This window comes from Granulosicoccus antarcticus IMCC3135 (assembly GCF_002215215.1).
Classification (GTDB): domain Bacteria; phylum Pseudomonadota; class Gammaproteobacteria; order Granulosicoccales; family Granulosicoccaceae; genus Granulosicoccus; species Granulosicoccus antarcticus.
The window spans coordinates 5,421,446-5,448,109 of sequence record NZ_CP018632.1 but is presented as its reverse complement, the minus strand read 5'-3'; the positions used below and the strand labels follow the sequence as shown (position 1 = coordinate 5,448,109).

The following is a 26,664-nucleotide window of genomic DNA, read 5'->3' as shown; positions in this document are numbered from 1 at the left end:
GTCAAACAGAGTTCGTCTGCTTATTCCCTGTCCAGTGTGTAAACGGTACCGTTCAACAGCTCATATTGTACAAGCCCGAAATCCTTGGCAACCACCAGTCGAACCCACTGTGCCTCTTCATCAACCAACCCGCTGGTGAATCGTTCGCTGTTGTTATTGAATGTGTGCTGAAGTAGATCCACATAGACATTTCCGTTTATGGTGGCTTCAGGGAAATAGCTCCCATTGCCGGGCCAGGTTGTGCTCTCGGGAGAATCTGATGAGTAATTTAGATCAAAACTGGTTAACCACCACCAATCCCTTACGTTTGAATCGGTGTTCGTGCCCACAGGGTTCTGCGTGTTCACTGTCAGAGTCACGTTCTGATCTTCCGTAGGCTGATCTCCACGGATATCTCTCTGAAGGAAATCGAGCGAGTAGGCAATATCAGCATTGGTTTGCACATACTGATATTGCGCCGTTTCATAACAAGGCACCAGGTTGGAATCCGAACCGTTTGAGGTATTGACTCTAGGGTCTGTTTTGTCAATCGACTGCAACGCATAGGTCTTGCGGTTGCCGGCATTGTCGACAAAAGAACGCGTCTCACCCAAACCGTCATTGCCTGTCCACGCCTCTGCCAACGGATGATTAAATCCGTCACAGTTGCGCGAAGATGATTCACAACCGCTCAGAACAAATAAACATAGAAAAACCGCCAGGCAGTGGTGTTTTCTCATACTAGTGTGTGCTCATCCAATTAAAGGTGAAACGATCTTATCCGTCAAGAAGTATCGTGTGAGCTTCGTTGACTAACGCCCACGTTTCCGCAGGCATCCAGTAGTCGTTACCAAATATCTTCCGAAGCTCTTTGTTGGCCATATCCCCGTTAAGCTGTCCGGTACTCTTGTGAATTATCTGACCAATGAACGAAGCCAGTTCAGCCTGCCTCTCTGGTCCCATATCGCTGAATGACACACCCTGATCAGCTACGTGGAGCCAATCGTAGGCTTCACCGGTTCCAACTCCCTGACTGCCGTGATTTTCTTGATCCGCTAAAGCCGTATGGATGTATTCCGGACCCTGAGTCTGAAACTGCCAGATATGGCCCATTTCATGTCCCAGCGTGACCAGCCCCGCGTCTGTCAGGCCAGGGCCACCATCCGCAAAATCATCTTCGGACATGAAAATATCATTACCCACGACATTTGCACGCATATTGAGCAATTCCTTGACCCCGCCGCTTTGAACAGTCACTTCACTGTAATCGATTGAATTACCAAAAATGGGGCGCAGATAGTCAATTTCATTCTGACTCAGTGGACGCTCCTCGATTATCCCCGCCGTCGACTCAACCAGATTGACGGCCATGTGGAGACTCATCACCAGTGTATCTGTGAGCTGTCCGTTTGCGGCATGAAATGAATCAACAAAGTTGTCCACTATCGCCTGGCCTGCCGCTGACCAATCACCATCTCCCAAGGCAGACACAAAATCATCTATGCCTGCAAAAGCAACTTGGCCTAATTCGACCGGGGAGGTGAAAATATCGACGGTGATATCAATAATGCTTTCACCAAGGTCAATGACCGGCTGCACGATATGCTCGTCAATCGGTTCGATGATCTCATCTTCAATAAAATCCTCGACAGGGTCAATTATTTCTTCTTGAATAAACTCTTGAACAGGGTCGTCGGGGATGATCTCATCCAAAATCGACTCTAAAGGGCGGAAAGGGTTGAAACTAAAAAATTCGACGGCGACCTCCTCACCATCAACAACGATACTGCCATGGTCATTGTCCACCAGCATCGCTTGCCTCTGTTCAGTGCTGGGCGCCTTGCCCGATAACAACATCTGGAATAGTTCACCTTCATCTCCAGCTGTGTCCGATGTATTCAACCTGTTATCCAACGCATGGCCAACTTCTTCGGTCAATACCGCAGCGCCTTGTGTCGTACCTTTAAGATCAGCGCTGATCAGAATCCTGTCATTTGTTGAGTCATAAGCCCCTTGAGCCCCTTCAAGAACTGCTGCATCAACAAATCTGACTTCGGGCATCCAGCTGAAATCACCAGCCAGTGCCTGCTGACGAATTGCTTCGCCAGCCTGAGTATCATGGTTATCGCCGAAGACATCCTGCAGCGTCGCATGAAAAGCTTCCTTGTCTGTGGCCAGATTGGAAAACTGCTCTACGAAGTCATTCTGTAGGTCGCCACTCGGCCTGGACTCATTGGACAAACTTTTTGAAAGTACAGAATCACGTAACGCTGAGGTATCACCAAAGCCGCGATTACTTGAAGGAACGGGCCGGATAACCGACCTGTCTTCAGCCAGATTGGCTGGCTTGTCGGATTCGTTTGATGAATCGCTGCTGAATGAAGGCGCACGAGCGACTGGCCGAGTTTGGCTGTTGACTATCATGTTGCACACATCCTTGTGACTTTATTAGTTGGAACCTCAGTGTATCGCCATGGGTTACGTTTGCCTATTAGGGGAAACCCTAGTAGTCCAAATATTCACTCTCGACGCGGTCGCATTTGGCAAATGCTCGCGCATTAAAGCAATGCGTGCTTGCATGCCTCTTGCGGCGCACTTTGCAGGCATTACCAGTACCTGAGATAGTCACGGTTTCCGAGTTTCAGATTACCCGTCGTGTTCCCCGAGTTTCGGGGCGCGACGTTCCAGGTTCAAGGTGCTGTCACTGAAGCGGATTGGGGTTCGTACACCCGGAATGCCATCCGGTTCGATTTTCATGCCTCGGGCGATGAACTGAGGGTCAGCGAAAACGTCGGCTACGCTGTTGATCGGGCCGGCAGGGACCACGGATTTCTCCAGCGCCTGCAGCAGATCATCGCGGGTCCAGAGTGATGTTTTTGCCACGAGCAGTTGTTCGAGAGAGTCCCGGTTTGTCACACGTGCGGCATTGCTGGAGTAGAGCTCATCGTCGGGCAGTTCAGGTAATTGCAGAAGCTTGCATAGACGTCGAAACTGACCATCATTACCGACCGCTATGATCAAGTGCCCATCGCTGACAGGGAAGGTCTGATAGGGGGCAATGTTCGGATGCCGATTGCCCATACGGGTGGGAGCTTGGCCGCTGGCCAGGTAATTCATGGACTGATTGGCAAGCACTCCCGTCATGCAATCGAACAGTGACAGATCCACATGTTGACCACGCCCCGTCGTCTGGCGCTGCAGTAGGGCAGACTGGACAGCAATCACGCCATACAGGCCGGTAAAGATATCGGCAAAGGCGACGCCCATTTTCTGCGGTTCGCCTTCGGGTTCACCAGTCAGTTCCATGATGCCACTCATGCCCTGAATCATGAAATCGTAACCGGCACGGCTGGCGTAAGGGCCGGTTTGTCCAAAGCCTGTGACTGAGCAATAGATAAGCGAGGGGAAGGCTTTGCATAAAGTGGCGGCATCAAGTCCGTATTGTTCTAGTCCGCCCACTTTGAAGTTTTCGATCAGAACATCGGCACCGTCCAGCAAGTCGAGCACTTTCTTGCGACCCTCTTCGGTTTTCAGATCAACCACGACGGACTGCTTGCCACGATTGCAGGCATGGAAGTAGGCCGCGCTTTGTTCACCATCAATATCGATCCACGGTGGTCCCCAGGTGCGGGTATCGTCCCCAGCCGGGCTCTCTACCTTGATCACATCTGCCCCCAGATCGGACAAGGTCTGTCCGATCCAGGGACCTGCCAGAATTCGGGCCAGTTCGATAACCTTTATCCCGTTCAGAGGCGCATTGCTCATATCTGTTTCATGCCTTTAGGGTTCTTAATCTGCCTGCCATTGTTCGCTTCGGTGGGTACCGTCGCAAAAGGGTTTGTTCTTGCTGTGGCCACAACGGCATAGCGCTGTCTTTGTACCTTGCCATTCAGTGGTACCGCTGGCAGCAACAATTCGCACATTGCCGCTGATGAACAGGGGGCCATTCTCGCGCAATGTGATGGCCAGCGGACCGCCGTTCTCTTCCAGTGGCGTGCCCGGGTTATTCACCGCACCGTCATCATTGAAACCTGATTGCTTGTGGCTGTTATCGCAGTACGGTTTGTTTTTGCTCAGCCCACAGCGACACAGCGAGGCACGAAACATCAGGCCGGCCGAGTCATCCTCTGCTACGCCTTCTATCTGTAGCTCGCCCTTGATTTGTAACGGACCGTCGTAGACGACGGTGATGGTGTTCTGTATCGGTGCCAGTTCGGCCTTGTCAGAATCTGTGAAGACGACGGACAATGAGCCTGAAGGACAACGGCTGACAATATCGAGGATATCCTCATTATTACTGGTATCCGGGCTGCACCAGGGTTTGCGGCCTAGCTCAAACAGATCTCCGTCGGCACGAATGCAATCACCTGCGTGGATACACAGCTTCTTGTCCCAGGCAATGGTGGCATGCTTGCCGGTATAGTTTCTGATGCTCTTGTCAGTCATGGATCAGGCTCCTGATTATTCGGCTACCGATACGTCTTTGCTACCACTTCGTCCTTGCATGAAGCAGAAAACGAGTCATGGTTCGAACATGCACTCGTTGACCGCTCTTGTCCAATCAGATTGTTTTAGGCGCGTGGCACGTTGTTCATGTCAACGGTTGTTAGTGAGGGCTGTTTAGCCGCCTGCGTCCAGCTTGTTTCATTAAAAGGGGTGCTGGCTATCTGTTCTACCGAGCGCAAGTGCCGATCAACAGTAATAATGCAGTGCGCGCAGTTGGGCAATTCGGGCAAGGTGTGCAGAGTACCCAGTGCGACATTGGAGTAGTGCGCAAGGATGGTTTTCATGATGGCGCCGTGACTGACGATCAGAATGTTGGCATCGTCTGGAGCGCCCGTATGGGCACTGATGATTGACTCGATGGCTCGAACGCCGCGCTTTTGTACCTCGTAGGAGTTCTCAGCGCCTTCCACTTCGAAGGAGGGCGAGGCAACCCGGTGTGCTTCGACCAGCTTTGGGTGTGCCTTTTCTACATCAGCCCACATACGTCCCTGCCAGATTCCTAACCGGACTTCTCGTAAATCGTCCCGAAAGGTTACAAAGTCGTTCCGCTCCCCGAGGATGAGTGCGGTGGTTTGACGGGTGCGGACACTGCTGCTCGAATACACCGCGCTCAGGTGTAAATCGGCGATGTCAGCACCACGGTCTCTGGCCTGCTGCTTGCCGTTATCGTTCAACTCGGATTCCAGTTGGCCTTGAATTCGCCGTACGGCATTCCAGTGGGTTTGACCGTGACGAACGATATGTAAGCGCATGATGAAACCAGAACCTTCAGGTGGGTGGGAGTGGATAGGGTAACGTATAGCTGGTTGAAGTTGTGTAGAGCGTTGAGGCATGTGGCGACAAACAGTCGAGGAAAAGCTGAAGGTCACGCTGGGGCAGTGGCAGCCGTTGGGCGGTGGCGACTTTGCGCAGAGCTGGCGTGCTGTTGTGATGGAGGCTGAGTTGTCGTCAGCGTTGAAACCGGGGGAATCGGTTTTCATCAAGACCCACGCCAATCCGCCACCGCGTCATTTCACCACGGAAGCCTGGGGGCTGGCCTGGTTGCAGGAAGTGAAGGTATTGGCTGTGCCTGCGGTGTTGGCTGTGAGTGATGAACCTCCTTTTCTGGCGCTGCAATGGATCGAAGAGGGTTCGCGCATTGCGAGTACTGAAGCAGAATTGGGGCGTGCACTGGCCTGTTTGCATCAGGCACCTTGTTCGCATTTCGGCAGGCTGGATGAGCGCAGTACGGGTAGTCTGGGTCTGCCGAATGCATCGGGAAAATCCTGGTCGCAGTTCTATGGTTCGCAACGATTGTTGCCGTTGGCGCGCATCGCGGCTGAGCGTAATGCCTTGCGGCGTTCCACTGTTCAACAGATCGAGACACTCGCCAGTCGCCTTGACGAATACGGGGACGCGGAATTACAGCCATCCCGTCTACACGGAGACTTGTGGGCAGGCAATCGGCTGGTGGATTCGGATGGTTGTAGCTGGTTGATCGATCCGGCCAGTCATGGTGGGCACCGTGAGTTTGAGCTGGCCATGATGCGATTGTTCGGTGGTTTTGGCGAAGAGTGTTTTCACGCTTATCAGGAACAGTTTCCATTGGCCGACGGTTGGCAGGAGCGAGTATCCCTGCACCAGTTGGCACCACTGATCGTGCACGCCATCAAGTTTGGCCAGGCCTATACAGGCCCGACCGAAGAGGCGTTGAATCGTTATGTCTGAACGAGTGTCAGGTGGCTGCTTCATCCTGCGACAGTGCATCCAGGATTCGTACCCAGCTGCGAATGCCCTTGTGATAACTATTGAGTGAGTATTTCTCATTGGGTGAGTGGATGGCATCATCATCAAGCATGAAGCCGATCAACAGGCTATCCATGCCCAGAATCTGCTTGATATGCCCGACCACCGGAATGGAGCCGCCGCAGCCTGCATAGACGGCCTCTTTTTGCCACTCATCGCTCAGTGCTTTGTGAGCTTGTCGGAAGGCGGGTGCATCCACGGGCATGACTGTGGCTTTAGAGCCATCCTTGGTCAGGTAAGTGGCCGTACAGTCGGGCGGCAGACGCGCTTCAATGAAGTCGTACAGCGACTGCTGAATCTTGACCGGGTCCTGATCACCAACCAGGCGAAAACTGACTTTCGCCATGGCTTTTGATGGCAATACGGTTTTAAAACCTGCGCCGGTATAGCCGCCGCTGATGCCATTGACGTCACAGGTCGGACGCGCCCAGATCTGTTCAAGAACAGAAAAATCCTTCTCGCCAGCAGGTGTCGACAAACCCACCGATTCCAGAAACTCGTTACCGTCCTGACTCAGCGATGCCCACTGTTCACGCAGTTCGGCAGTAATTTCAGGGACCCCCTCATAGAAACCGGGCAACGTGATACGGCCTTCATCGTCATGCAGGTCAGACAATATGCGGGTCAGCACGCGGATAGGGTTTATGGCGGGGCCACCGTACATACCGGAATGCAGATCCAGTGAAGGACCGGTGATGGTGATTTCCTCGCCAACCATGCCACGCAGCATGGTGGATATCGTTGGTGTTTCGCTGTCCCACATGCCGGTGTCGCAGACCAGCGCCAGATCGGCGGTGAGCATCGATTTGTTGGCTTCCATGAACGGTATCAGCGACGGTGAACCACTTTCCTCTTCACCTTCAAAAAACAGACTGACCTGAGTTGGCAAGGAACCGGTCACCTGTTTCCAGGCGCGACACGCCTCCACGAAAGTCATCAGCTGACCTTTGTCATCAGCCGCACCTCGTGCCCGGATAACCTGACCTTTTTCTGTGTCCTCAATGGCGGGTTCGAACGGGGGCTTGTTCCACAGCTCCAGCGGGTCTACCGGCTGAACATCGTAATGACCATAGAACAACAGGTGTGGACCTTTGTCATTGGCGCCTGTCTGATGCCCTACCACCATGGGGTGTCCGGGCGTAGCATGGCGCTGAGTCTCGAAGCCGATGCTGCGCAGATCCTCCACCAGCCAATCTGCTGCCTTCACACAAGAATCCTTGTAAGCCGGGTCTGTCGAAATGCTGTCAATACTCAACAGCTCGAACAGTCGCTCCAAAGCCTTCGGCAACTCATCATCCACCTGCTGCAACACACGCTCAACATCACTCATCACTGGGTCGGACCACGCTATGTAGTTGATTATATTAAATTCATGTGCACAATTCGCCACTATGGGGCCCTTGATACACGGTTTTATAGCCCGAATTATGGCATTTAACGCCGATCAGGCCAAAGTCCCGCCAGGTGTGCTGGTGTCAGTACTGGACTAAAATCTGGAGTGGTATTGCTCTTAAACGCGGCTTTTCAAGGCATTTAATAGTCGATTAAGGGCGATAAAGATATCGTTGTGAGGCACATTGTGATGAAATATCAAGCGTTTACGGTGGTCTGACCTGGAGGGGTGGTGTTGGAATTGGGTGGTGCGTTCAAGGGGTTGGGGTATGTGGCGGATGATGCGTTGGTGGCGGCGCTGGAGCTGGCGCAGGCGCTGGGTAAACCGTTATTGATTGAGGGGGAGGCCGGGGTCGGCAAGACGGAGGTGGCAAAGTGTCTGTCGCAGACCGTGGGTGCCTCGCTCATTCGCCTGCAATGTTATGAGGGGCTGGATGCGCAGCATGCCTTGTATGACTGGGACTATCAGCGTCAGCTACTGGCCATCCAGATGGCCGGCAGTGCCGATCCGACGCTCTTGAAGCAGACGCTTTACAGTGATGACTTTCTGATAAAGCGCCCCTTGCTCAGTGCGATTTCAAGCACGACGCCGGTGGTGTTGCTGATCGATGAAATTGATCGCGCTGATGAGGAGTTCGAGGCTTTACTGCTGGAGGTGCTGTCGGATTTTCAGATCAGCATTCCGGAGCTGGGCACCTTCACGGCGCAGAGGCGGCCACAGGTCATTCTGACATCCAACGGTGTGCGCGAACTCAGTGATGCCTTGCGCCGTCGCTGCCTGTATCACTACCTGGATTATCCGGATGAACAACGCGAACTGGCTATTGTGCGAGCCCGCCTGCCGGACATCGATTCGCATCTGGCGCGGCAGCTGGTGAGCGTTGTTCAGCGCCTGCGAGGTGCGGCCATGCGCAAGGCACCGGGCGTGGCGGAGACTCTGGATTGGGCGGCCTCGCTCATGCAGATGGGCATTGTCGATTTGCAGGATTCAGTCGAGCAGGTTCAACAAAGTCTGTCCGCTTTGATCAAGACGCGTGAGGATCTGCTTCTGGTCAAAAGGGACAATGCTGCATTGATATTCGCCTCTCGACCCGGGCAACCGTGAACGAGTCGCTCGCTATCGATCTGCGTATTCGCGTGCACGATTTTGTCAGATACCTCAGGGCCAACAAGCTGGTCGTTGACCCCGGCACACTGCTTGAAATCCAGAGTCTGGCTGCCTCCGGATACGCGACATCCCGCACGCAATTTCGAAACACGACACGGGCTTGTGCCTGTCGCAGCCCGCGTGACTGGCAGCGATTCGATACCCTGTTTGAGACTTTCTGGCAGGCTGTGGGTGAGTCTCTGGATGTCGACGGTGAAAAGCCGGATACGCAGTCTGAGCCTAAGCTGGATGGTGCTAGCACGGGGCGGCAACGTCTGGTAGGGCTGGCAGGCACCTCGGAAAAGCAACAGCAGCAGGAGGAGGTCTATGGTGCTGGCGATTTCAAGGCATTGTCGCTGGCCGATTTCCGGTTTGTTTTCGATGCACGTCAGATGCGCAAAATCGAGCACCTGGTGGAGCAGGTGGCAAGGCGTGCCAGGCGACGAGTTTCTCGGCGCGAATACATCGCAAGCCGAGGTGCCAGTGTCGACTTGCGCAAGTCCAGTCGCTTATCGCTACGCTATGGAGGGCGTCCGGTAGAACTGCGCTATCGGCGCAAGAAGCCCAGGTTGCGACGCTTTGTTCTGTTACTCGATATCAGTCAGTCAATGGATGTTTATGCGCGCCTGTTCATGCGCTTTGCCAGAATTCTGATGTGTGTTTTCCAGCGATCCGATGCCTATGTGTTCAACACCGAGTTGAGTGAGTTGGGCCGCGGCCATGCGCGTTTGAGTGAAGCCGATTTCGAACGCACACTCAATCGTCTGGGCAAGGGCTGGCTGGGTGGAACGCGGATAGCAGGCTCACTGGAAAGTTTCAATGAGCAGCATCTCATGCGCTGCGTCGACACCAGGACGACGGTTCTGATTTTCAGTGATGGTTGCGATACGGACACACCTTTGCAACTGGCTGAACAAGTGGAAAAAATACAGCGGCGAGCTGGCAAGCTTGTCTGGGTCAATCCCTTGCTCGGACGATTCGAGCCGGGTGAGGCTGACAAGTACATGGATCCGGTAGTACCTTATGTGGATCGTTACTGCAGTGCTCATAACCTTGAGACCTTGATCGAGCTTGAGCGAGAGCTGCTGGCCTGATAGTCAATGCACAATTCCAAGACACGCGAGAGTTTCATGAACCGCCCCGATGATGCCAGTCTGCGCCAGCAAGCCCCTCCGGTTGTCTGTTACAACGTCGATTCAGTGCCTCGGCGTGATTCAGGGTGGCTGGAAAAATGGCGTAGCAGCCTGCGAGTGGTCGACACCATCATGGTGCCACCCAGAGAGGCCTCCACCTTCAAGGTGCCTGCCGGTTATGGCTTTCGCATTATCAGTGTCGAAGGTCCGCAAGTGGGCGATTTGAACCTGTGGAATTCTGAGGATTTGTCCGAGCGTTTCTTCAGCGGCAAGACCAGGCAGTTACATGCAACACACCTGACTCGTGGCGACAGACTCTGGTCGAGCATGCCGGGCATCAGGGCCATGGCGAGCATCACATACGACACGCTGGAATGGTATGGCTGGGATGCCGATGGCGGTGGTGTGCATGATGTTATCGGTACGCGCTGTGACCCCTATACCAACCGTCTGCTGAAGGGTGTTGATTATCATCACTGCTGCCATTCGAACCTGACACGCGCGATGGCCAGCGAGCTGGGTCGCAATACTCAGGATGTCGAAGCCCTTGTTCATGATGTACTGAATGTTTTCATGTGTACCGGATTTACCAAAGACACGCATCAGTATTTCATGAAGGCAAGCCCGGTTCGCCCGGGAGACTATCTGGAATTTCTGGCTGATATCCCGTTGCTGGGTGCTCTGTCTGCCTGTCCGGGTGGTGATTGCGGCAGCAGTCATTCGGATGACGAAACGCCGTGTTATCCATTGCAAGTAGATATCCTGGCACCTTCCGATGAGATGCTGGCAGACTTTACGCCGGAGGATCCAAACGCCTACGATCGCAGTCATGGTCTATAGCCGGAAACAATAATCGGGTCTGGAGAAATCGTAAGCTGATATTTTTATTCTCAGCGCTTGAAAACGTGCAACTTCACCTCACTCTCACGCCATCGTGAACTGCTGAAGGCAGATCTCGACAATCAATCGGATACTGTCGGAAAACAACTTGAACATAGTGCTTCTACTACTCGGTTTCGCCGGGTTGATTCTGGGTGGTGAGTGGCTGGTACGAGGGGCGGTGTCCATTGCCCACAAGTTCAATGTCTCACCGATGCTTATCGGTCTGACGCTGGTCGGTTTTGGTACCTCCACACCAGAGCTTGTAACCAGTGTGCAGGCAGCGATGGTCGGGTCGCCAGGTATCGCGGTTGGTAATGTGGTGGGTAGCAACATTGCCAATATTCTGCTGATTCTGGGTGTGGCGGCACTGGTCTTGCCCATCGCCGTTTCCCGGAACGCCTTCAAGCGTGACGGATCCATGTTGGTGTTTGCCACGCTGTTATGTGTGGCGGTAGTTGTCATGGGCTCACTGAGTCGCCCGGTCGGAAGCCTGCTACTGGTTTTCCTGTTTCTGTATCTGGGGTCGACAATCTATCTGGAGCGAAAGCACAAGTCGCCAGCGGGTGATGTCTATGATGCAGAAGCTGAATCAATCGATGCGGCGCCGCTGTCAATGCCAAAGTCTGCAGGCTTGCTGATTGGCGGACTGCTGGCCACTATTATCGGGGCGAAGTTGCTGGTGGGTGCTGCGGTTTCCATGGCGACAGCGTGGGGCATCTCGGAGGCTGTCATCGGTCTGACCATTGTCTCCATCGGCACCTCCATGCCCGAACTGGTTACCTCCGTAATTGCTGCACGCAAGGGGCAGAGCGATGTGGCTTTTGGCAATGTGGTGGGTAGTAATCTGTTCAACATTCTGGGTATTTTAGGTGTCACCGCCCTGGTCAAACCGTTACAGGTGCCTGCCACCATTATCAGTTTTGATATCTGGGTAATGCTGGTAGCCACCGCACTATTGATCCTTGTGGCGATGACCGGCTGGCGCATCACGCGTCGAGAAGGCGCACTGCTGATACTCGGCTATGCAGGCTATATCCTCTATCAGCTAGTCACGTTAGCCTGAGTTTGCGCATCAGGCACTCAGCGTGTTTCATGAACCTTCAGGAGACTGTCCGGTAATAGCGCCCGCAGCAGCTCAGTCTGTTTTGTGGCAGGCGTCTAACAGTGTCTGGATATGCCAGATCAGTGCTGAGTTGCTGCTGATGACCGGCACACCCAATCGTGCGCTGGCATCTGAGGGCATGCCGGACATGCGCAGGTTGGTGCAGGAGGCAACGATGGCATCGACGCTGGTATCCGCTATCAGTGCCTCCATTGCCTGCAGTGATGTCAGGCGTGCCTTGATGGCACTCAGGGGATTGGTAACCGCAACCTGCGGAAACACCGACCGGACCGTTTCTGTAACAGCCTGCTCACCGATGACGGTAGCGGCTGAGGTGCAGCCGTAGACAATGACCCGGAAGGCGGTTGTTGAGGGGAGCAGTGCGAGTGTTGTCGGCATGGCCGCTTTCATGGCAAGCAGGCTGTCGGTGCTGATGTCGACGCTGTTGGGAATTCGACTATGGAACAACCGTATCTTGTCTGGCAAGCCAAGACGCAGCTCATGCTCCAGGGTTTCGTCAGTTTGCAGCACGATCAGTCCAACAGCGGGTTCGTCCGGATGATCCTCTTCAAGGTCAAATTCAAAACTCTGCATCGGTGTTACCTGTGCGGCTGAGTCGATCAGTGTCGACTGATCGCTTGTTTATGGGTTGGTAAAATCGGGAGGGCACCCATTGTCCAGTCATGCTGCATGCAAATGATTATTAGCACGGACTCATCCTTCGCCACAAATTACGAGTGCTTGAAATGCAACGTTACCTTGACCGATTGACCTTATTACTGCCCCGCCAAAGTGTGCTCGGAGGCAGATCAGGCATGAAAGGATCGCTGAGCTGGCTGGTATCGCTGGGCAGTTTGTTGCTGTTGTCAGCCTGTGCCGGAGGACTGCCCAAGGGCATTACGCCGGTGCAGAACTTTGAAGTTGATCGCTATCTGGGTACCTGGTACGAAATAGCGCGTCTGGATCATCGTTTTGAGCGAGGATTGAGTAACGTTTCGGCAGAATACAGCCTCAAGGACAATGGTCAGATCCGGGTTCTGAACAAGGGGCTGGATGAAAACGGGGAATGGAGCGAGGCGGAAGGCCGGGCCAGGTTCGCCAGAGAGCAAGATGAGGGTTACTTGAAGGTGTCGTTCTTCGGGCCTTTTTTCGGGACCTATGCGGTGTTCGATCTGGACGAAAATTACACTCAGGCCTATGTGGCTGGGGATGATCGTTCCTATCTGTGGTTCCTGTCGCGCACACCTACCGTCAGTGATGAGCAGAAACAGGCATTTATCGCTCAGGCGGATGCGATGGGCTTTCCAGTCGGAGAGCTTATTTTTGTCGATCAGGGCTTGGGAGATTGACGCTGAGGCAGTATCCTTGGCAGATGCAAATACAGCCCTTTTTGATAGCCGGTGTCGACGAAGTTGGCCGCGGTCCATTGGCAGGCCCCGTGGTGGCTGCAGCGGTCATACTTGATCCGCACAAGCCCATTGAAGGTCTGCTGGATTCCAAACTGCTCAACGAGGCCACTCGGGAGCGTCTGGACGTTATTATCCGCCGTGATGCACTGGCGTTCTGCATTGCTGAAGCCAGTGTCGAGGAAATAGATACCATCAATATTCTGCATGCCAGCATGCTGGCCATGTCACGTGCCGTGGAGGGACTTGGTGTCCGGCCCAATCTGGCACTGATCGACGGTAATCGCTGTCCGACAGTTGACTGTCCCTCACAGGCGATCGTCAAGGGTGACCAGCGAGTACAGTCCATCAGCGCCGCCTCCATCATTGCCAAGGTCATGCGCGATCACATGATGATGGAGTTACATGAGCAGTACCCGAACTATGGGTTTGCCGGCCACAAGGGTTATCCGACTGCCCAGCATCGCCAGGCTCTGATCGAGCATGGTGTCACGCCTCTGCATAGGCGCTCCTTCAAACCTGTTCGCGAAGCTCTGCAGCGGGCAGCCAGTCAAACCCAGGTGGTACCCGCTCCATGACGGACGAGAACGTGGATACGGCCATTGTCGAGCTTGCCGAGCTATCACCGGCAGCGCCTGCCTTCGTACATCTGAGCATTCACACTGAATTCTCGCTGGTTGACAGCACCGTACGCATCAAACCGCTGGCCAAACAGGTAAAGCAGAGCATGCCGGCGGCAGCGGTAACTGATCGCTGCAATATGTTTTCTCTGGTGAAATATTACCGGGCCGCTCTGGCGGCTGGTGTAAAGCCGATTGCCGGGGTCGACATGGGGGTGCGTGGCGCACTGCCCGATGACGAGATATCCCGTGTCATCCTGTTGGTGCAGGATGCCGATGGCTATCGCAATCTGACCAATCTGGTATCGCGCGGTTATCAGGAAGGGCAGAGCAGTGGCTCACCGATCGTCGACCTGGAATGGATCTTCGAGGCGAACGAAGGCTTGATCGTACTATCAGGTGGTGTAGAGGGTGATATCGGACAGGCGTTGAAACGTGGCCACGCTGACGAAGCTCTGGAACTGGCTACCCGTTGGCAAACAGTTTTCGGCGATCGCTATTACCTGGAGCTGTGCCGCACCGGTAAGGAATTTGAAGAGCAGTACATCGTGGGTGCCTGCGATATCGCCGTCAAGGCCGATATACCTGTGGTGGCCACCAATGATGTCCGCTTTCTGAAAGCCGGTGATTTCAGTGCGCACGAAACACGGCTCTGTATTCAGACCGGATATGTACTGGCGGATACGCGTCGGCCGAAACTGGTGACCGAAGAGCAATACCTCAAGTCTGCAGAGCAGATGCATGAACTGTTCGCCGATATTCCGATCGCGCTGGAAAACTCCGTGGAGATTGCCAAGCGCTGCAATCTGACCCTGAAGCTGGGTACTCCGGTTCTACCCGACTTCCCGATCCCTGAGGGCATGACCGAAACCGAGTTCTTCTATGCCTCGGCAGAAGAAGGCCTGGAAACGCGCCTCAAGCAACTCTATGACACCAGTCGACCGGATTTTGCCGAGATTCGCATCCCGTATGATGCGCGGCTCAAGCGTGAACTGGACGTTATCGCCGGTATGGGATTCCCCGGCTACTTCCTGATTGTTGCGGACTTCATCAAGTGGTCACGCGATAACGATATTCCTGTCGGTCCGGGTCGTGGTTCAGGTGCCGGCTCCCTGGTGGCCTACGTTCTGACGATCACCGATCTGGATCCACTGGCCTATGACCTGCTGTTCGAGCGCTTCTTGAATCCTGAGCGGGTATCGATGCCGGATTTCGATATCGATTTCTGTATGGATGGGCGCGATCGCGTCATTCAGTACGTGTCCCAGAAATACGGTTCTCACCGAGTCTCGCAGATCATCACCTACGGCACCATGGCTGCCAAGGCGGTGGTGCGTGACGTGGGTCGTGTCATGAGCCACCCTTACGGTTTTGTCGATGGCATCTCCAAGATGGTGCCTTTTGAGGTTGGCATGACGCTGACCAAGGCTATGGCCGAGTCTGAGGATCTGGCCCGGGCCTACAAGGAAGACGAAGAAGTCACCGCCTTGCTGGATATGGCCCTGTCGCTTGAAGGCCTGTCGCGTAACTGCGGCAAACATGCCGGGGGTGTGGTTATCGCACCCACCTCGCTGACCGACTTTGCACCGTTGTACTGCGAGCCTGACGGTTCGAGCCTGGTGACGCAATTTGACAAGGATGACGCAGAAGATGTCGGACTGGTCAAATTCGACTTTCTGGGTCTGCGTACCCTGACCATTATCGATAATGCGGTCAAGGAGATTGATCGGCATCGTGATGAACCGCTGAATCTGCTGGCCTTGCCGCTGGATGATGCACCCACCTACAAGCTGCTGCAGGATGCGCAGACAACGGCGGTGTTCCAGCTTGAATCCGCGGGTATGAAGCGCCTGATTGAACGCCTGCGTCCAGATAGTTTTGAGGACATCATCGCATTGGTGGCCCTGTATCGACCGGGGCCTTTGCAGTCGGGCATGGTTGATGACTTTATCGACCGGAAGCATGGCCGCAAGAAAGTGGCCTGGCCACATGAAGATTATCAGCTGGAAATCCTGAAACCCATACTGGAGCCGACCTACGGGGTCATCCTGTATCAGGAACAGGTCATGGGTATCGCTCAGGTCATGGCCAAGTTCTCGCTCGGCACCGCGGATATCCTGCGTCGTGCCATGGGTAAGAAGAAGGCAGAAGAGATGGCCAAGCAGCGCCAGGTCTTTCTGGATGGTTGTACCGGCAATGACATCGACCCTGGGCTGGCGGGCAATATCTTCGACCTGGTGGAAAAATTCGCCGGTTACGGCTTCAACAAGTCGCACTCGGCCGCCTATGCCTTGTTGTCCTATCAGACCGCCTGGCTGAAATGTCATCATCCGGCCGCTTTCATGTCGGCTGTTATGTCGGCTGATATGGACAACACCGAAAAGGTGGTCGGTCTGATCGATGAATGTAATGTCATGGGGCTGACCGTACTGCCACCGGATATCAATCGTTCATCGGTGCGTTTTTCAGTGGTAGACGAGAAAACCGTGCTGTATGGCCTGGGCGCTATCAAGGGCGTCGGTGAGGCGGCACTGGCCAATGTGCTGGAGGCGCGTGATCAGAACGGTGTTTTTGATTCTCTGGATGACCTGTGTCGCAGAGCTGCGCCTGGCACCGTGAACAAGCGGGTGCTTGAAGCCTTGGTCAAGGCCGGAGCTGTCGATGTGCTGGGCCCCAACCGGGCCAGCTTGTGGGCGCATCTGGCCAGCGCATTGCGCGGTGCGGATCAGTTTCACAAGAACAAGGCCGCCGGTCAGAACGATATGTTCGGCCTGGGTGAGCCGGTAGAAGCCGATGAGCCGGAGCTGATGCTCACGTTGCCTGACTGGAGTGATCGCGAACGTCTGCGGGCCGAAAAAGATACGCTGGGTCTGTATCTGAGTGGCCATCCGATCAATGAGTATCTGGCCGAGCTGGGTAATTTCACTCACGGCAGGCTGAAGGTGGTCTGCGGCAAGGCTAACAGTGCCGATTCTGGTCCTTCTTTCCGACCACGAGGCGTGCCGGTGGTTGCCGCGGGGCTGGTCATGGGAGTGCGACAGCGTGATGGGCATCATGGGCGCATGCTGTTTGTCACTCTGGACGATGGGACTGCACGGATCGAGGTAACCATGCGGGGCGAACAGATAGACAGTAGTGGCCATCTGATCGTCAAGGATGAGGTGTTGATCGTCGATGGCGATATAAGTCCGGACGAATTCAACGGTGGTTTCAAGATAAAGGCGCGCGAAATATACGATATGGCGAGTGCCCGAGGACGATTTGCACGTCAGTTACTGATTCGTCTCAATGGTCAGAACTGCCAGCCCGGTGCGCTGGACGAGATGATCAGTACGCTGTCGAATTACAAGAGCGGAACAATTCCAGTATGGTTCAGCTACCAGAACGATCAGGCGCAAGCCCGCATTCGGGCTGGTAATCGCTGGGCGGTGACCCCACAGCTGGAATTGATCGACCAGTTAGGTCGACTAACCGGTGAGGGTAATGTTGAACTACTGTATTGAGTGTCGTAATCGCCGGTCAACGGTCGCACTTTGCGATTAACGGAACTGTTTGAATTTCAACAATCTCCACTATCCAGTACACTAGTACCCACTGAATGCCAAAGGCGCTGTCGCTTACTCCATGAACCCCAATTTTCTTGACTTTGAGCAGCCAATTGCCGAATTGGAGGCTAAGATTCGCGAGTTGCAGTTTGCAACCGACGAGGCGCATATCAACATCAGCGAGGAAGTCGACACTCTCAAAAAGAAGTGTGACTCGCTGACTGGCAGCATTTTCTCCAAATTAAGCTCCTGGCAGATAGCCCAGCTGGCTCGGCACCCGCAGCGCCCCTACACGCGCTTCTACATCGACAATGTCTTCACGGACTTTGACGAGCTGCACGGTGATCGGCTCTACGCCGATGACTACGCCATCATTGGTGGCACCGCCAGGCTCAATGGTAAGCCTGTCGTGGTCATCGGTCATGAGAAGGGCCGGGACACCAAGGAAAAGATTCATCGCAACTTCGGCATGCCACGGCCCGAAGGCTACCGCAAGGCCAAACGCCTGATGGAGCTGGCCGAGCGTTTCTCACTGCCGGTCATCACTTTTATCGATACGCCAGGTGCTTATCCGGGTATCGGTGCTGAGGAGCGGGGCCAGAGCGAGGCGATTGCACGCAATCTGTTCGTCATGGCAGGTCTCAAGACTCCCATCATCTGCACGGTTATCGGTGAAGGCGGCTCGGGCGGCGCCCTGGCTATCGGCGTCGGTGACAGAGTCATGATGCTGCAATATGCGGTGTACTCGGTCATCAGTCCTGAAGGCTGCGCCTCCATCTTGTACAAGAGTGTCGACAAGGCGGCGGATGCTGCCGAGGCCATGGGTATTACCTCCGAGCGTTTGATGGAGCTGGAACTGGTCGATCGGATTATCGGCGAGCCTCTGGGCGGTGCACACCGTGATCCGCAGCAGATGGCTGTCAATATGCAAGTGGCTCTGTTCGAAGAGTTGGCATTGCTATCCAGCTTGCCGCTGGACACTCTGTTGTCCAATCGTCAGGAAAAGTTGCGCGCATACGGGCAGTACAAGGAAAACGCATGACCCCGTTCGAGGCCGTTGCTCACTATGTGGCGCAACAGCCGGAGGCCGGTCGTTATTGTGTGGCCTACAGTGGTGGACTGGACTCGCACGTACTCCTGTTGCTGATGACGCAGTTGCGTGATCAAGCCGAAGGCAAGTTCGAACTGCGGGCTGTCCATATCGATCACGGTCTGCAGGATGACAGTGCCAGCTGGGCAGATCATGCGCGTCAGATCTGCCAGGCATTGGGCGTGTCTTTGGAAGTACGTCATGCCCAGTATGGGGAAGACAATGATGCGCGGGTGCAAGGTCCCGAAGCCAGTGCGCGTATGGCGCGCTATGCCGAATTCTGCGCAGTACTGGGCAAGGATGAGCACCTGTTGCTGGCCCAGCATGCAGAAGACCAGGCCGAAACCTTTCTGCTGCAGGCATTGCGGGGCAGTGGTCCGGATGGGCTGTCGGCCATCCCACGTAAACGTCACTTTGGCGAAGGCTATATGGGCAGACCTTTGCTGGTCTGTTCACAGGCCTCGTTGCAGGCTCTGGCCAGGCACCATGCTCTGGACTGGATTGAAGACCCTTCCAACGAGGACTACCGTTACGATCGCAACTATCTGCGTCACGCGATCATGCCGCTGCTGAAGACGCGCTGGCCAGCTGCTGCCGAAACACTGAGTCGCTCTGCGCTTCGCAGCGCTGCAGCGAGTCAGAGTCTGTTGACTCTGGCACAACAGGATCTGGCGAACATTCGCATTCCGGGCACCACCGAGCTCAGCCTGCAGGCTATTGCTGATTTGCCACGGGAGCGGGCTTTTACTGCACTGCGCCTGTTTGTACGACAACGTGGACTGCGCATGCCGCGTCTGCAGGACCTGATTCAGGTGATGACAGACCTGGTTGAAGCCCGTCATGATTCAGCGGGCATTGTGAATGTGCGTGATTATGTATTCCGCCGTCATCGTGACAGGCTCTATCTCTTGCTGCCACAGACTCCGGTGGAGGCGTTCCGTTATCAGTGGGAAGCCCCGTTCGAGCCGCTGACCATTCAGGAGACAGGTCTGACCCTGACTCGCGAATTATGTCGTGCACAGGGCATTACATTGCCGCTGACGGGGACTATCAGCGTCAAGAGTCGTGCAGGGGGGGAGCTGATCAAGCTGGGTGAGCCGGCTTATCACAAGGCCGTCAAGAAAGTATTGCAAGAGTCGGCCACACCACCCTGGGTGCGGGAGAGCATTCCGTTGCTTTACATCGAAGGGCGGCTGGCCGCTATCTGGAACCTGGCTGTGGCCGTGGATTGCCGCATCGATGACTCGCCGCTGGTTGTAACGCCGCCACTGGCGCCAGAAGAGTTGCCTGAATCCGAGGCCGGCAGGTCAGTGGAGGAGCTTTCTCGTCACTGGGAAGACTCGACATTGGAGCTGCCCTGAGCTTGTATAGCCCGTATTCGAGTCGCTGAGACGAGTGTCTTGTCAACTGAATGCGACGGATAGGTGTTTTGCAATTGTTAGCCTGTGCGTGTTCTGGTAATCTCAACGCCCGTTCAGGGTGCTTCTTGCATTTTGTAGCGGGACTCTCAAGGACGTTCCGCGTCACGCTTATTTGCGTCGTCTGCACCCAGGATATTCTGTCCTGATCATGCTCTCGGCTCCAACAGACTTTGCTGTCTATGACGCGTTTTATATTCGTAACCGGGGGCGTTGTATCGTCTCTGGGCAAGGGCATTGCTGCAGCTTCACTGGCTGCCCTACTGGAAGCACGTGGCCTCAAGGTCACCATGCTCAAGCTCGATCCCTACATCAATGTCGATCCGGGCACCATGAGTCCGTATCAACACGGAGAGGTCTTCGTTACGCACGATGGGGCCGAGACTGATCTGGACCTGGGGCACTACGAACGCTTCGTACGGATCCAGACCAGCCAGTCCAACAACTTTACAACCGGTCGTGTCTACGAGACGGTTATTGCCAATGAGCGCCGGGGTGATTACCTGGGTGCCACAGTGCAGGTCATTCCTCATATCACTGACGAGATCAAGCGACGTGTGCTGGTGGGTGCAGGAGATGCTGACGTGGCGATGGTGGAAATCGGTGGCACCGTGGGTGATATCGAGTCGCTACCATTTCTGGAAGCCATCAGGCAGATGGCCGTGCAGCTGGGTCGTGAAAAGACGCTGTTCATGCATTTGACACTGGTGCCCTATATTGCTTCGGCTGGCGAGATCAAGACCAAGCCGACCCAACACTCGGTCAAGGAGTTGCGTTCCATCGGTATCCAGCCCGATATTCTGCTGTGCCGCGCCGATCGATTGTTGCCGGATGCGGAGCGTCGCAAGATTGCCTTGTTCACCAATGTCCATGAGCGAGCCGTCATTGCGGCCAATGATGCCGATACGATCTATGACATTCCGCGCATGCTGCATGCTCAGGAACTGGACGAACTGGTCGTCGAGCAGTTCAAACTGGATCTGCCGCCGGCTGATCTGAGTGAATGGCAGCGGGTGGTGGATCGTATTCGCAACCCCAGTAAATCCGTCACGATCGGCATGGTTGGAAAATATACCGAACTGACCGAGTCCTACAAGTCACTCAATGAAGCGCTGACGCATGCCGGTATTCAGACCGATAGTCGCGTCAAGATTCGCTACCTGGATGCCGAAAAGCTGGAGCAGGGCGATCTGCGTACGCTGGGTGAAGTCGACGCCATTCTGGTTCCCGGTGGGTTTGGTAACCGTGGCGTGGAAGGCAAGATCATTGCTGCCCGCTACGCTCGCGAACACAAGATTCCCTATCTGGGCATCTGCCTGGGCATGCAGGTTGCGGTCATAGAACATGCCCGGCATGTGGCCGGCATACCTGAGGCCAACAGCAGTGAATTTGATCTGCACACGCCTGAGCCGGTTATCGCACTGATTACCGAATGGCAGGGTGAGAATGGTGAAACCGTGTTGCGCGACAAGAACTCCGATCTGGGCGGCACGATGCGTCTGGGTGGGCAGTTGTGTGTGATGGAGCCCGATTCTCTGGCCGCACGAGTCTATGGTGTCGAGCAGGTGGTTGAGCGACATCGTCACCGATTCGAATTCAACAACAACTACGCCAAACGCCTGACTGATGCGGGTCTGGTCATATCAGCCCGTTCCAGTGGTGCCATTGCGGCCACCGACGACAGTGAAAAACTGCAGCTGGACACGGACGGACTGGTTGAAATGATCGAATTACCGGACCATCCCTGGTTCATCGGTTGCCAGTTTCATCCCGAATACAGATCCAATCCACGTGACGGTCATCCCCTGTTTACCGGCCTGGTGACAGCGGCGCTGGAGTTTCAGGCATCACGCCCTGATGTCGAGCCTGAAGATCTCGTGCAAGTGGAACCTTCTACAGAATAGATAGATCAGCTATCCTTACTAGCTAATCATTCCGCGAGTACGCTCGCGATCTACGAAGGGTATTGTCATGCAGCTCTGTGGTTTCGAAGTTGGCTTGAATAAACCGATGTTTCTGATTGCAGGTCCGTGTGCAATCGAATCCGAGGACATGGCCATGAGCACCGCCGTCACGCTCAAGCGTATGACGGCGGAGCTGGGTATTCCGTTCATCTACAAGTCCTCGTTTGATAAGGCCAATCGTTCCTCGCAGCTCAGCTTCAGGGGCCCGGGCATCGAGGAAGGCCTGCGCATTCTGGCCAAGGTCCGGGATGAGGTCGGTGTGCCAGTGCTGACCGATGTGCATGAAGACACCCCCATTGACGAAGTCGCCGATGTGGTGGACGTGCTACAAACACCGGCTTTTTTGTGCCGGCAGACCAATTTTATCGAACGGGTTGCGCGCGCCGGCAAGCCTGTCAACATCAAGAAAGGTCAGTTTCTGGCCCCTGCAGACATGCAGCACGTCGTTGCGAAGGCTCATGCGGTCGGTAACCAGCAGATCATGGTGTGCGAACGTGGAGCCTCCTTTGGTTACAACAACCTGGTATCCGACATGCGTGGCCTGGCCATCATGCGTAGTACTGGTTGTCCGGTCGTTTTTGATGCGACCCACTCGGTACAGTTGCCGGGTGGACAGGGCAGCAGCTCGGGAGGGCAACGCGAGTTCGTCCCTGTTCTGGCACGGGCAGCCGTTGCTGCCGGAGTTTCCGGTCTGTTCATGGAAACTCATCCGAACCCGGCCAAGGCGCTGAGCGACGGACCCAACGCCTGGCCTCTGGATCAGTTGCAATCACTGCTTGAAACATTGATGCGACTGGACAGTACAATCAAGGCAGGCGAACTGGCGGAAACGCCGTATCTGAGCTGATAACGCCGGATAGGGGTAACCTGTGCAGTTCTATCCTCCGGCGGAAGCACTCTGACGGGTTGCCAGGCTACAAGGTTACCGGTTCGGTTCAGATTTCCAATCAACACACTACAGGTCAGGACATCACATGACATCCAAAATAACTGAGTTGCATGCTCGCGAAATCATGGACTCGCGCGGTAATCCGACGATTGAAGCCGATATCGTTCTGGCTTCCGGTGCCAGAGGCCGTGCTGCCGTACCTTCCGGTGCATCCACGGGAACCCGCGAAGCACTGGAGCTGCGTGATGGCGACAAGTCGCGCTATGGTGGCAAGGGTGTGCTCAAAGCGGTTGAGCATGTCAATGGTGTGATTCGTGATGCGGTCATGGGCCACGATGTCACCGATCAGGCTGGCATAGACAAGATCATGCTGGAGCTCGATGGCTCCGAGAACAAGGACAAGCTGGGTGCCAACGCCTTGCTGGCTGTTTCCATGGCCAGTGCGCATGCCGCAGCAGCTGACTCTGGGCAGATGTTGTTTGAATACCTGGGTGGCAAAGAGGCGGTCAACCTGCCCGTGCCAATGATGAATATCATCAATGGCGGCTCGCATGCTGACAACAGTGTTGATCTGCAGGAATTCATGATCATGCCGGTCGGTGCATCATCTTTTCGTGAAGCGCTGCGTTGTGGTGCTGAGATATTTCATTCCCTGCGTGGCGTATTGCACGATCGTGGCATGAATACCAGTGTCGGTGATGAGGGTGGATTTGCCCCCAATCTGTCCTCCAATGAAGAAGCCATCGAGACTATCCTGGTCGCCATCGAGAAGGCCGGTTACGAGGCAGGCAAGGATGTCTATCTGGCACTGGATGTGGCCAGCTCGGAATTCTACAAGAACGGCATCTACAACCTGGCATCAGAAGAGCGTGAGTTCGATGCGGCAGGCTTTGTCGACTACCTGGCTGACTGGGTAGATCGCTATCCGATCATCTCTATCGAGGACGGACTGGACGAAGGCGATTGGGCGGGTTGGAAAATCATGTCTGAACGTTTGAATGACACCATTCAGCTGGTCGGAGACGATCTGTTCGTCACCAACCCGAAGATTCTGGCACGTGGTATCGAAGAGAACATTGCCAACTCCATACTGATCAAGGTCAACCAGATCGGCACGTTGTCCGAGACACTGGAAACCATTCGTATGGCTCACAAGGCGGGTTATACGACAGTAACTTCGCATCGCTCTGGCGAAACCGAAGACACCACTATTGCAGACCTTTCAGTAGCGACGAACGCCAAACAGATCAAGACAGGTTCACTGTCTCGTTCTGATCGCGTTGCCAAGTACAACCAGCTGCTGCGCATCGAAGAATATCTGGGTGATCGTGCCGTCTATCCAGGTGCTGCTGCGTTCAACCAGACTCTGTAGTGACTGGTTTGCCGAATCAATCCTGTCGTGTCCTGATCAGCACTTCTCGGGGGATTATCAATCGATATGAGCGGCGTGTAGCCGTTCGATTGATGATGCCATGAAGGTGTTGATCGGGGTGTTGGTGGCATTGCTGCTGGCATTGCAATACCGGCTCTGGTTCGGTGATGGCAGTATTCAAGAGGTGTGGCGTCTCAGGGAAGAGGCGCTTGTCAGCCGTCAGGAAGTTGTGCGTCTGAATATTCGCAATCAAGCGCTGGCGGCCGAAGTGGCCGATCTTAAAAGTGGGCTTGATGCTATCGAAGAACGGGCACGTGCCGAGCTGGGCATGATCGGCGAAGGCGAGACGTTCTACCAGTTTGTGCGCGAACAGAGTGTGCGTGCCAGGCCTCTGATTCCCCCTGCTGAGAGTGCACCGACAGTGACGACACCATGAACGATGCCATGTGGATCATCGTGCCTGCGGCTGGCCGCGGCGAGCGGATGGGCAGCGATATTCCCAAGCAGTACGTCATGCTTGGCGAGCAATGCATGTTGCAACATACATTGTCACGCTTGCTACCTGTACCGGATGTAGACGGTATCGTTGTCACTCTGTCAGAGAATGACGATCACTGGCCAATGGTGGAAGCAGGCGCTGACGAGCGGGTTCATACAACCATCGGTGGTGCTACACGGGCAGACTCGGTACTGGCAGGACTGCGCTATGTGCTTGACAGGGCGGCTCCATCCTCCTGGGTTCTGGTGCACGATGCAGCGCGACCACTGGTGAGTCTGTCAGATATCAGACGGCTTGTTGATACGGTTTATAACAGCGGCGCGATAGGCGGTATTCTTGCCACGCCAGTGCAGGACACCCTCAAGAGCGCCGATGAGTATTGCTGTATCGAGTGTACAGTCAGTCGCAACCAGCTCTGGCAGGCCCAGACGCCGCAGATGTTTCGTGCCGGTGAGCTACTTGAGGCATTGGAAACGAGTCGTCACGGCGAGGTGTCTGGCATACCTGTTACCGATGAGTCCTCGGCCATGGAAAACCTGGGTCATGAACCGCAGCTGGTCGAAGCTTTACAACCGAACCTGAAAGTGACGCGACCAGCCGATTTGCTGGTTGCCCGACTTCTACTTACACATTTTGCGGATCAGACATGAGAATCGGCAGTGGATTCGACGTACATGCCTTCATGGAAGGCGATCACCTGATGCTGGGTGGTGTACGGATCGACTTTGAAAAGGCATTTCGAGCCCATTCTGATGGTGATGTCTTGCTGCATGCCATCAGCGATGCCTTGCTGGGTGCTGCCGGGCTGGGTGACATTGGACGACATTTTCCGGATACTGACGCCGCCTATAAGGGGGCAGACAGTCGTGATTTGCTGCGCCAGGTGGTTGCACAATTGAGTGAAAGGGGATTGCAGTGCACCAGTCTGGATGCCACGATCATTGCCCAGAGACCGAAGATGAGCCCACATATTGCAACCATCTGTCAGATACTGGCCGCTGATTTGCAGATGGAGCTGTCTCGTATAAACGTCAAGGCTACAACCACCGAGCAGCTGGGTTTTTGTGGGCGTGAAGAAGGTATTGCGGCAATGGCCTCAGTGCTGTTATCCGAATCTGGTGAGCTAACTCAAGGATCTGTGTAATGACGACTCTGGCAATAATCGGTGGTACCGGTCTGACACGCATGGATGGGCTGACCGTCACCCGACGGGAAATGGTCAAGACACCCTATGGCGCACCGTCCTGCCCGATTGTCTTTGGTGAGCTGGGAGGGCGCGAAGTAGCCTTTATGGCACGCCACGGCGTTACCCACCGTATTCCACCTCATCGCGTCAATTACTGCGCCAATATCTGGGCGCTGAACAGTGTCGGTATCGAGCAGATCATTGCTGTGGGGGCTGTCGGCGGAATTCACAAAGACTGTACGGTCGGCTCGATTGTGATCCCGCACCAGATCATCGATTACACCAGCGCGCGCGAGAATACCTTTTTCGATGGCGGCGATGATCCGGTCGAGCATATCGACTTCAGCTACCCCTACAACGAGCAGCTGCGACAGGCTCTGATTGATGGCGCCAAGTCAAGTCCGGGTATCACACTGGTAGACAGCGGTGTTTATGGTGTGACCCAGGGGCCACGACTGGAGACGGCTGCTGAAATTGTCCGCATGGCCAATGACGGCTGTACCATCGTCGGCATGACCGGTATGCCAGAAGCGGCGCTGGCTGCCGAACTGGGCATTGCCTATGCTTGTTGTGGTGTGGTGGTCAATGCGGCCGCCGGTATCGATAACAAACCTATCGATACAACGGCCTTACCCGCGGCCATTCAGGCAGCCATGAAGAATGCCTGCAAGGTCCTCAACACGACCTTGCGCGATGGAACGTTGATGGCTGGGTAATGAGCGGCAAGCTGACCGATTGACTAACTCACT

At 54.9% G+C, this 26,664-nt stretch carries 24 protein-coding genes; 17 read left to right on the top strand and 7 right to left on the bottom strand.

Going from position 1 to position 26,664, the window contains the following annotated elements:
* Positions 1–20: 20 nt before the first annotated feature.
* The 5 genes from IMCC3135_RS23595 to IMCC3135_RS23575 form a co-directional block, all read right to left on the bottom strand.
* Complete coding sequence (locus tag IMCC3135_RS23595) at positions 21–719, bottom strand: hypothetical protein (protein ID WP_088919828.1); 699 nt, start codon at positions 717–719, stop codon at positions 21–23.
* 37 nt (positions 720–756) lie between these two features.
* Positions 757–2,403, bottom strand: a complete 1,647-nt coding sequence (locus IMCC3135_RS23590) for a hypothetical protein (protein ID WP_088919827.1) — start codon at positions 2,401–2,403, stop codon at positions 757–759.
* Between the two features lie 222 nt (positions 2,404–2,625).
* Positions 2,626–3,744 carry a CaiB/BaiF CoA transferase family protein gene (locus tag IMCC3135_RS23585; RefSeq protein WP_088919826.1) on the bottom strand — a complete coding sequence of 373 codons (1,119 nt, stop codon included), beginning with the start codon at positions 3,742–3,744 and terminating at the stop codon, positions 2,626–2,628.
* A 24-nt stretch (positions 3,745–3,768) separates the two neighbouring features.
* Entirely contained in the window at positions 3,769–4,425 is a 657-nt protein-coding gene (locus IMCC3135_RS23580) for a CDGSH iron-sulfur domain-containing protein (RefSeq protein WP_088919825.1), read from the bottom strand.
* Between the two features lie 125 nt (positions 4,426–4,550).
* On the bottom strand, positions 4,551–5,237 hold the full coding sequence (locus IMCC3135_RS23575; protein WP_157736230.1) for a histidine phosphatase family protein: 687 nt from the start codon (positions 5,235–5,237) through the stop codon (positions 4,551–4,553).
* Positions 5,238–5,316: 79 nt separating this feature from the next.
* Between IMCC3135_RS23575 and IMCC3135_RS23570 the strand changes: the two genes are divergently transcribed.
* The gene (locus tag IMCC3135_RS23570) at positions 5,317–6,192 is read left to right on the top strand and encodes a fructosamine kinase family protein (RefSeq protein ID WP_088919824.1); all 876 of its coding nucleotides are present in this window, start codon (positions 5,317–5,319) and stop codon (positions 6,190–6,192) included.
* 7 nt (positions 6,193–6,199) lie between these two features.
* Here the strand turns inward: IMCC3135_RS23570 and IMCC3135_RS23565 are convergent, their stop codons facing one another.
* Complete coding sequence (locus IMCC3135_RS23565) at positions 6,200–7,600, bottom strand: M20/M25/M40 family metallo-hydrolase (protein WP_088919823.1); 1,401 nt, start codon at positions 7,598–7,600, stop codon at positions 6,200–6,202.
* Positions 7,601–7,891: 291 nt separating this feature from the next.
* Here IMCC3135_RS23565 and IMCC3135_RS23560 point away from each other — a divergent pair, with 291 nt between their 5' ends.
* The 4 genes from IMCC3135_RS23560 (at position 7,892) to IMCC3135_RS23545 (ending at position 11,887) form a co-directional block, all read left to right on the top strand.
* Entirely contained in the window at positions 7,892–8,767 is an 876-nt protein-coding gene (locus tag IMCC3135_RS23560; RefSeq protein ID WP_169727518.1) for an AAA family ATPase, read from the top strand.
* Positions 8,764–9,903, top strand: a complete 1,140-nt coding sequence (locus IMCC3135_RS23555) for a vWA domain-containing protein (protein ID WP_088919822.1) — start codon at positions 8,764–8,766, stop codon at positions 9,901–9,903. Before IMCC3135_RS23560 ends, IMCC3135_RS23555 begins: the two co-directional genes overlap by 4 nt.
* A gap of 6 nt (positions 9,904–9,909) precedes the next feature.
* Complete coding sequence (locus tag IMCC3135_RS23550; protein ID WP_088919821.1) at positions 9,910–10,782, top strand: urea carboxylase-associated family protein; 873 nt, start codon at positions 9,910–9,912, stop codon at positions 10,780–10,782.
* 157 nt (positions 10,783–10,939) lie between these two features.
* Positions 10,940–11,887 (top strand): calcium/sodium antiporter, encoded by a 948-nt coding sequence (locus tag IMCC3135_RS23545; protein WP_236994837.1) that lies wholly within the window; start codon positions 10,940–10,942, stop codon positions 11,885–11,887.
* Positions 11,888–11,959: 72 nt separating this feature from the next.
* On the opposite strand, the gene IMCC3135_RS23540 is transcribed toward IMCC3135_RS23545, so the two are convergent.
* Positions 11,960–12,520 (bottom strand): hypothetical protein, encoded by a 561-nt coding sequence (locus tag IMCC3135_RS23540; RefSeq protein WP_088919819.1) that lies wholly within the window; start codon positions 12,518–12,520, stop codon positions 11,960–11,962.
* A 221-nt stretch (positions 12,521–12,741) separates the two neighbouring features.
* On the opposite strand from IMCC3135_RS23540, the gene IMCC3135_RS23535 reads away from it, so the two are divergent.
* From IMCC3135_RS23535 to IMCC3135_RS23480, 12 genes are all read left to right on the top strand, one after another.
* Positions 12,742–13,275: a lipocalin family protein gene (locus IMCC3135_RS23535; protein ID WP_169727517.1), complete on the top strand. Its 534-nt coding sequence runs from the start codon at positions 12,742–12,744 to the stop codon at positions 13,273–13,275.
* Positions 13,276–13,298: 23 nt separating this feature from the next.
* Positions 13,299–13,910 (top strand): ribonuclease HII, encoded by a 612-nt coding sequence (rnhB, locus tag IMCC3135_RS23530; RefSeq protein ID WP_088919818.1) that lies wholly within the window; start codon positions 13,299–13,301, stop codon positions 13,908–13,910.
* A complete protein-coding gene (gene dnaE / locus IMCC3135_RS23525; protein WP_088919817.1) occupies positions 13,907–17,455 on the top strand; it encodes a DNA polymerase III subunit alpha in 3,549 nt (1,182 codons plus the stop codon). Before rnhB ends, dnaE begins: the two co-directional genes overlap by 4 nt.
* A gap of 121 nt (positions 17,456–17,576) precedes the next feature.
* Positions 17,577–18,539: an acetyl-CoA carboxylase carboxyltransferase subunit alpha gene (locus tag IMCC3135_RS23520; RefSeq protein ID WP_088919816.1), complete on the top strand. Its 963-nt coding sequence runs from the start codon at positions 17,577–17,579 to the stop codon at positions 18,537–18,539.
* Positions 18,536–19,948 (top strand): tRNA lysidine(34) synthetase TilS, encoded by a 1,413-nt coding sequence (gene tilS, locus IMCC3135_RS23515; protein ID WP_088919815.1) that lies wholly within the window; start codon positions 18,536–18,538, stop codon positions 19,946–19,948. Before IMCC3135_RS23520 ends, tilS begins: the two co-directional genes overlap by 4 nt.
* Before the next feature lie 239 nt (positions 19,949–20,187).
* Positions 20,188–21,909, top strand: a complete 1,722-nt coding sequence (locus IMCC3135_RS23510) for a CTP synthase (protein ID WP_088919814.1) — start codon at positions 20,188–20,190, stop codon at positions 21,907–21,909.
* A 67-nt stretch (positions 21,910–21,976) separates the two neighbouring features.
* Positions 21,977–22,816, top strand: coding sequence for a 3-deoxy-8-phosphooctulonate synthase (gene kdsA / locus IMCC3135_RS23505; protein ID WP_088919813.1), 840 nt, complete (start codon positions 21,977–21,979; stop codon positions 22,814–22,816).
* Positions 22,817–22,943: 127 nt separating this feature from the next.
* Entirely contained in the window at positions 22,944–24,230 is a 1,287-nt protein-coding gene (gene eno / locus IMCC3135_RS23500) for a phosphopyruvate hydratase (RefSeq protein WP_088919812.1), read from the top strand.
* A gap of 100 nt (positions 24,231–24,330) precedes the next feature.
* Positions 24,331–24,666, top strand: coding sequence for a cell division protein FtsB (ftsB, locus tag IMCC3135_RS23495; protein ID WP_088919811.1), 336 nt, complete (start codon positions 24,331–24,333; stop codon positions 24,664–24,666).
* A complete protein-coding gene (gene ispD / locus IMCC3135_RS23490) occupies positions 24,663–25,379 on the top strand; it encodes a 2-C-methyl-D-erythritol 4-phosphate cytidylyltransferase (RefSeq protein ID WP_088919810.1) in 717 nt (238 codons plus the stop codon). The genes ftsB and ispD overlap by 4 nt, the downstream gene beginning before the upstream one ends.
* Positions 25,376–25,873 carry a 2-C-methyl-D-erythritol 2,4-cyclodiphosphate synthase gene (ispF, locus tag IMCC3135_RS23485; protein ID WP_088919809.1) on the top strand — a complete coding sequence of 166 codons (498 nt, stop codon included), beginning with the start codon at positions 25,376–25,378 and terminating at the stop codon, positions 25,871–25,873. Before ispD ends, ispF begins: the two co-directional genes overlap by 4 nt.
* Positions 25,873–26,631 (top strand): S-methyl-5'-thioinosine phosphorylase, encoded by a 759-nt coding sequence (locus tag IMCC3135_RS23480; RefSeq protein WP_088919808.1) that lies wholly within the window; start codon positions 25,873–25,875, stop codon positions 26,629–26,631. Before ispF ends, IMCC3135_RS23480 begins: the two co-directional genes overlap by 1 nt.
* Positions 26,632–26,664 lie beyond the last annotated feature (33 nt).

Coding starts and splice junctions, on each gene's coding strand:
- IMCC3135_RS23590 (WP_088919827.1), bottom strand. CDS start 2,403: ATGATAGTCAACAGCCAAACTCGGCCAGTCGCTCGTGCGCCTTCATTC.
- ispF (WP_088919809.1), top strand. CDS start 25,376: ATGAGAATCGGCAGTGGATTCGACGTACATGCCTTCATGGAAGGCGAT.
- IMCC3135_RS23550 (WP_088919821.1), top strand. CDS start 9,910: ATGCACAATTCCAAGACACGCGAGAGTTTCATGAACCGCCCCGATGAT.
- IMCC3135_RS23565 (WP_088919823.1), bottom strand. CDS start 7,600: ATGAGTGATGTTGAGCGTGTGTTGCAGCAGGTGGATGATGAGTTGCCG.
- kdsA (WP_088919813.1), top strand. CDS start 21,977: ATGCAGCTCTGTGGTTTCGAAGTTGGCTTGAATAAACCGATGTTTCTG.
- rnhB (WP_088919818.1), top strand. CDS start 13,299: ATGCAAATACAGCCCTTTTTGATAGCCGGTGTCGACGAAGTTGGCCGC.
- IMCC3135_RS23510 (WP_088919814.1), top strand. CDS start 20,188: ATGACGCGTTTTATATTCGTAACCGGGGGCGTTGTATCGTCTCTGGGC.
- ftsB (WP_088919811.1), top strand. CDS start 24,331: ATGAAGGTGTTGATCGGGGTGTTGGTGGCATTGCTGCTGGCATTGCAA.
- eno (WP_088919812.1), top strand. CDS start 22,944: ATGACATCCAAAATAACTGAGTTGCATGCTCGCGAAATCATGGACTCG.
- IMCC3135_RS23585 (WP_088919826.1), bottom strand. CDS start 3,744: ATGAGCAATGCGCCTCTGAACGGGATAAAGGTTATCGAACTGGCCCGA.
- tilS (WP_088919815.1), top strand. CDS start 18,536: ATGACCCCGTTCGAGGCCGTTGCTCACTATGTGGCGCAACAGCCGGAG.
- IMCC3135_RS23540 (WP_088919819.1), bottom strand. CDS start 12,520: ATGCAGAGTTTTGAATTTGACCTTGAAGAGGATCATCCGGACGAACCC.
- IMCC3135_RS23575 (WP_157736230.1), bottom strand. CDS start 5,237: ATGCGCTTACATATCGTTCGTCACGGTCAAACCCACTGGAATGCCGTA.
- IMCC3135_RS23520 (WP_088919816.1), top strand. CDS start 17,577: ATGAACCCCAATTTTCTTGACTTTGAGCAGCCAATTGCCGAATTGGAG.
- dnaE (WP_088919817.1), top strand. CDS start 13,907: ATGACGGACGAGAACGTGGATACGGCCATTGTCGAGCTTGCCGAGCTA.
- IMCC3135_RS23535 (WP_169727517.1), top strand. CDS start 12,742: ATGAAAGGATCGCTGAGCTGGCTGGTATCGCTGGGCAGTTTGTTGCTG.
- IMCC3135_RS23480 (WP_088919808.1), top strand. CDS start 25,873: ATGACGACTCTGGCAATAATCGGTGGTACCGGTCTGACACGCATGGAT.
- ispD (WP_088919810.1), top strand. CDS start 24,663: ATGAACGATGCCATGTGGATCATCGTGCCTGCGGCTGGCCGCGGCGAG.
- IMCC3135_RS23570 (WP_088919824.1), top strand. CDS start 5,317: ATGTGGCGACAAACAGTCGAGGAAAAGCTGAAGGTCACGCTGGGGCAG.
- IMCC3135_RS23580 (WP_088919825.1), bottom strand. CDS start 4,425: ATGACTGACAAGAGCATCAGAAACTATACCGGCAAGCATGCCACCATT.
- IMCC3135_RS23595 (WP_088919828.1), bottom strand. CDS start 719: ATGAGAAAACACCACTGCCTGGCGGTTTTTCTATGTTTATTTGTTCTG.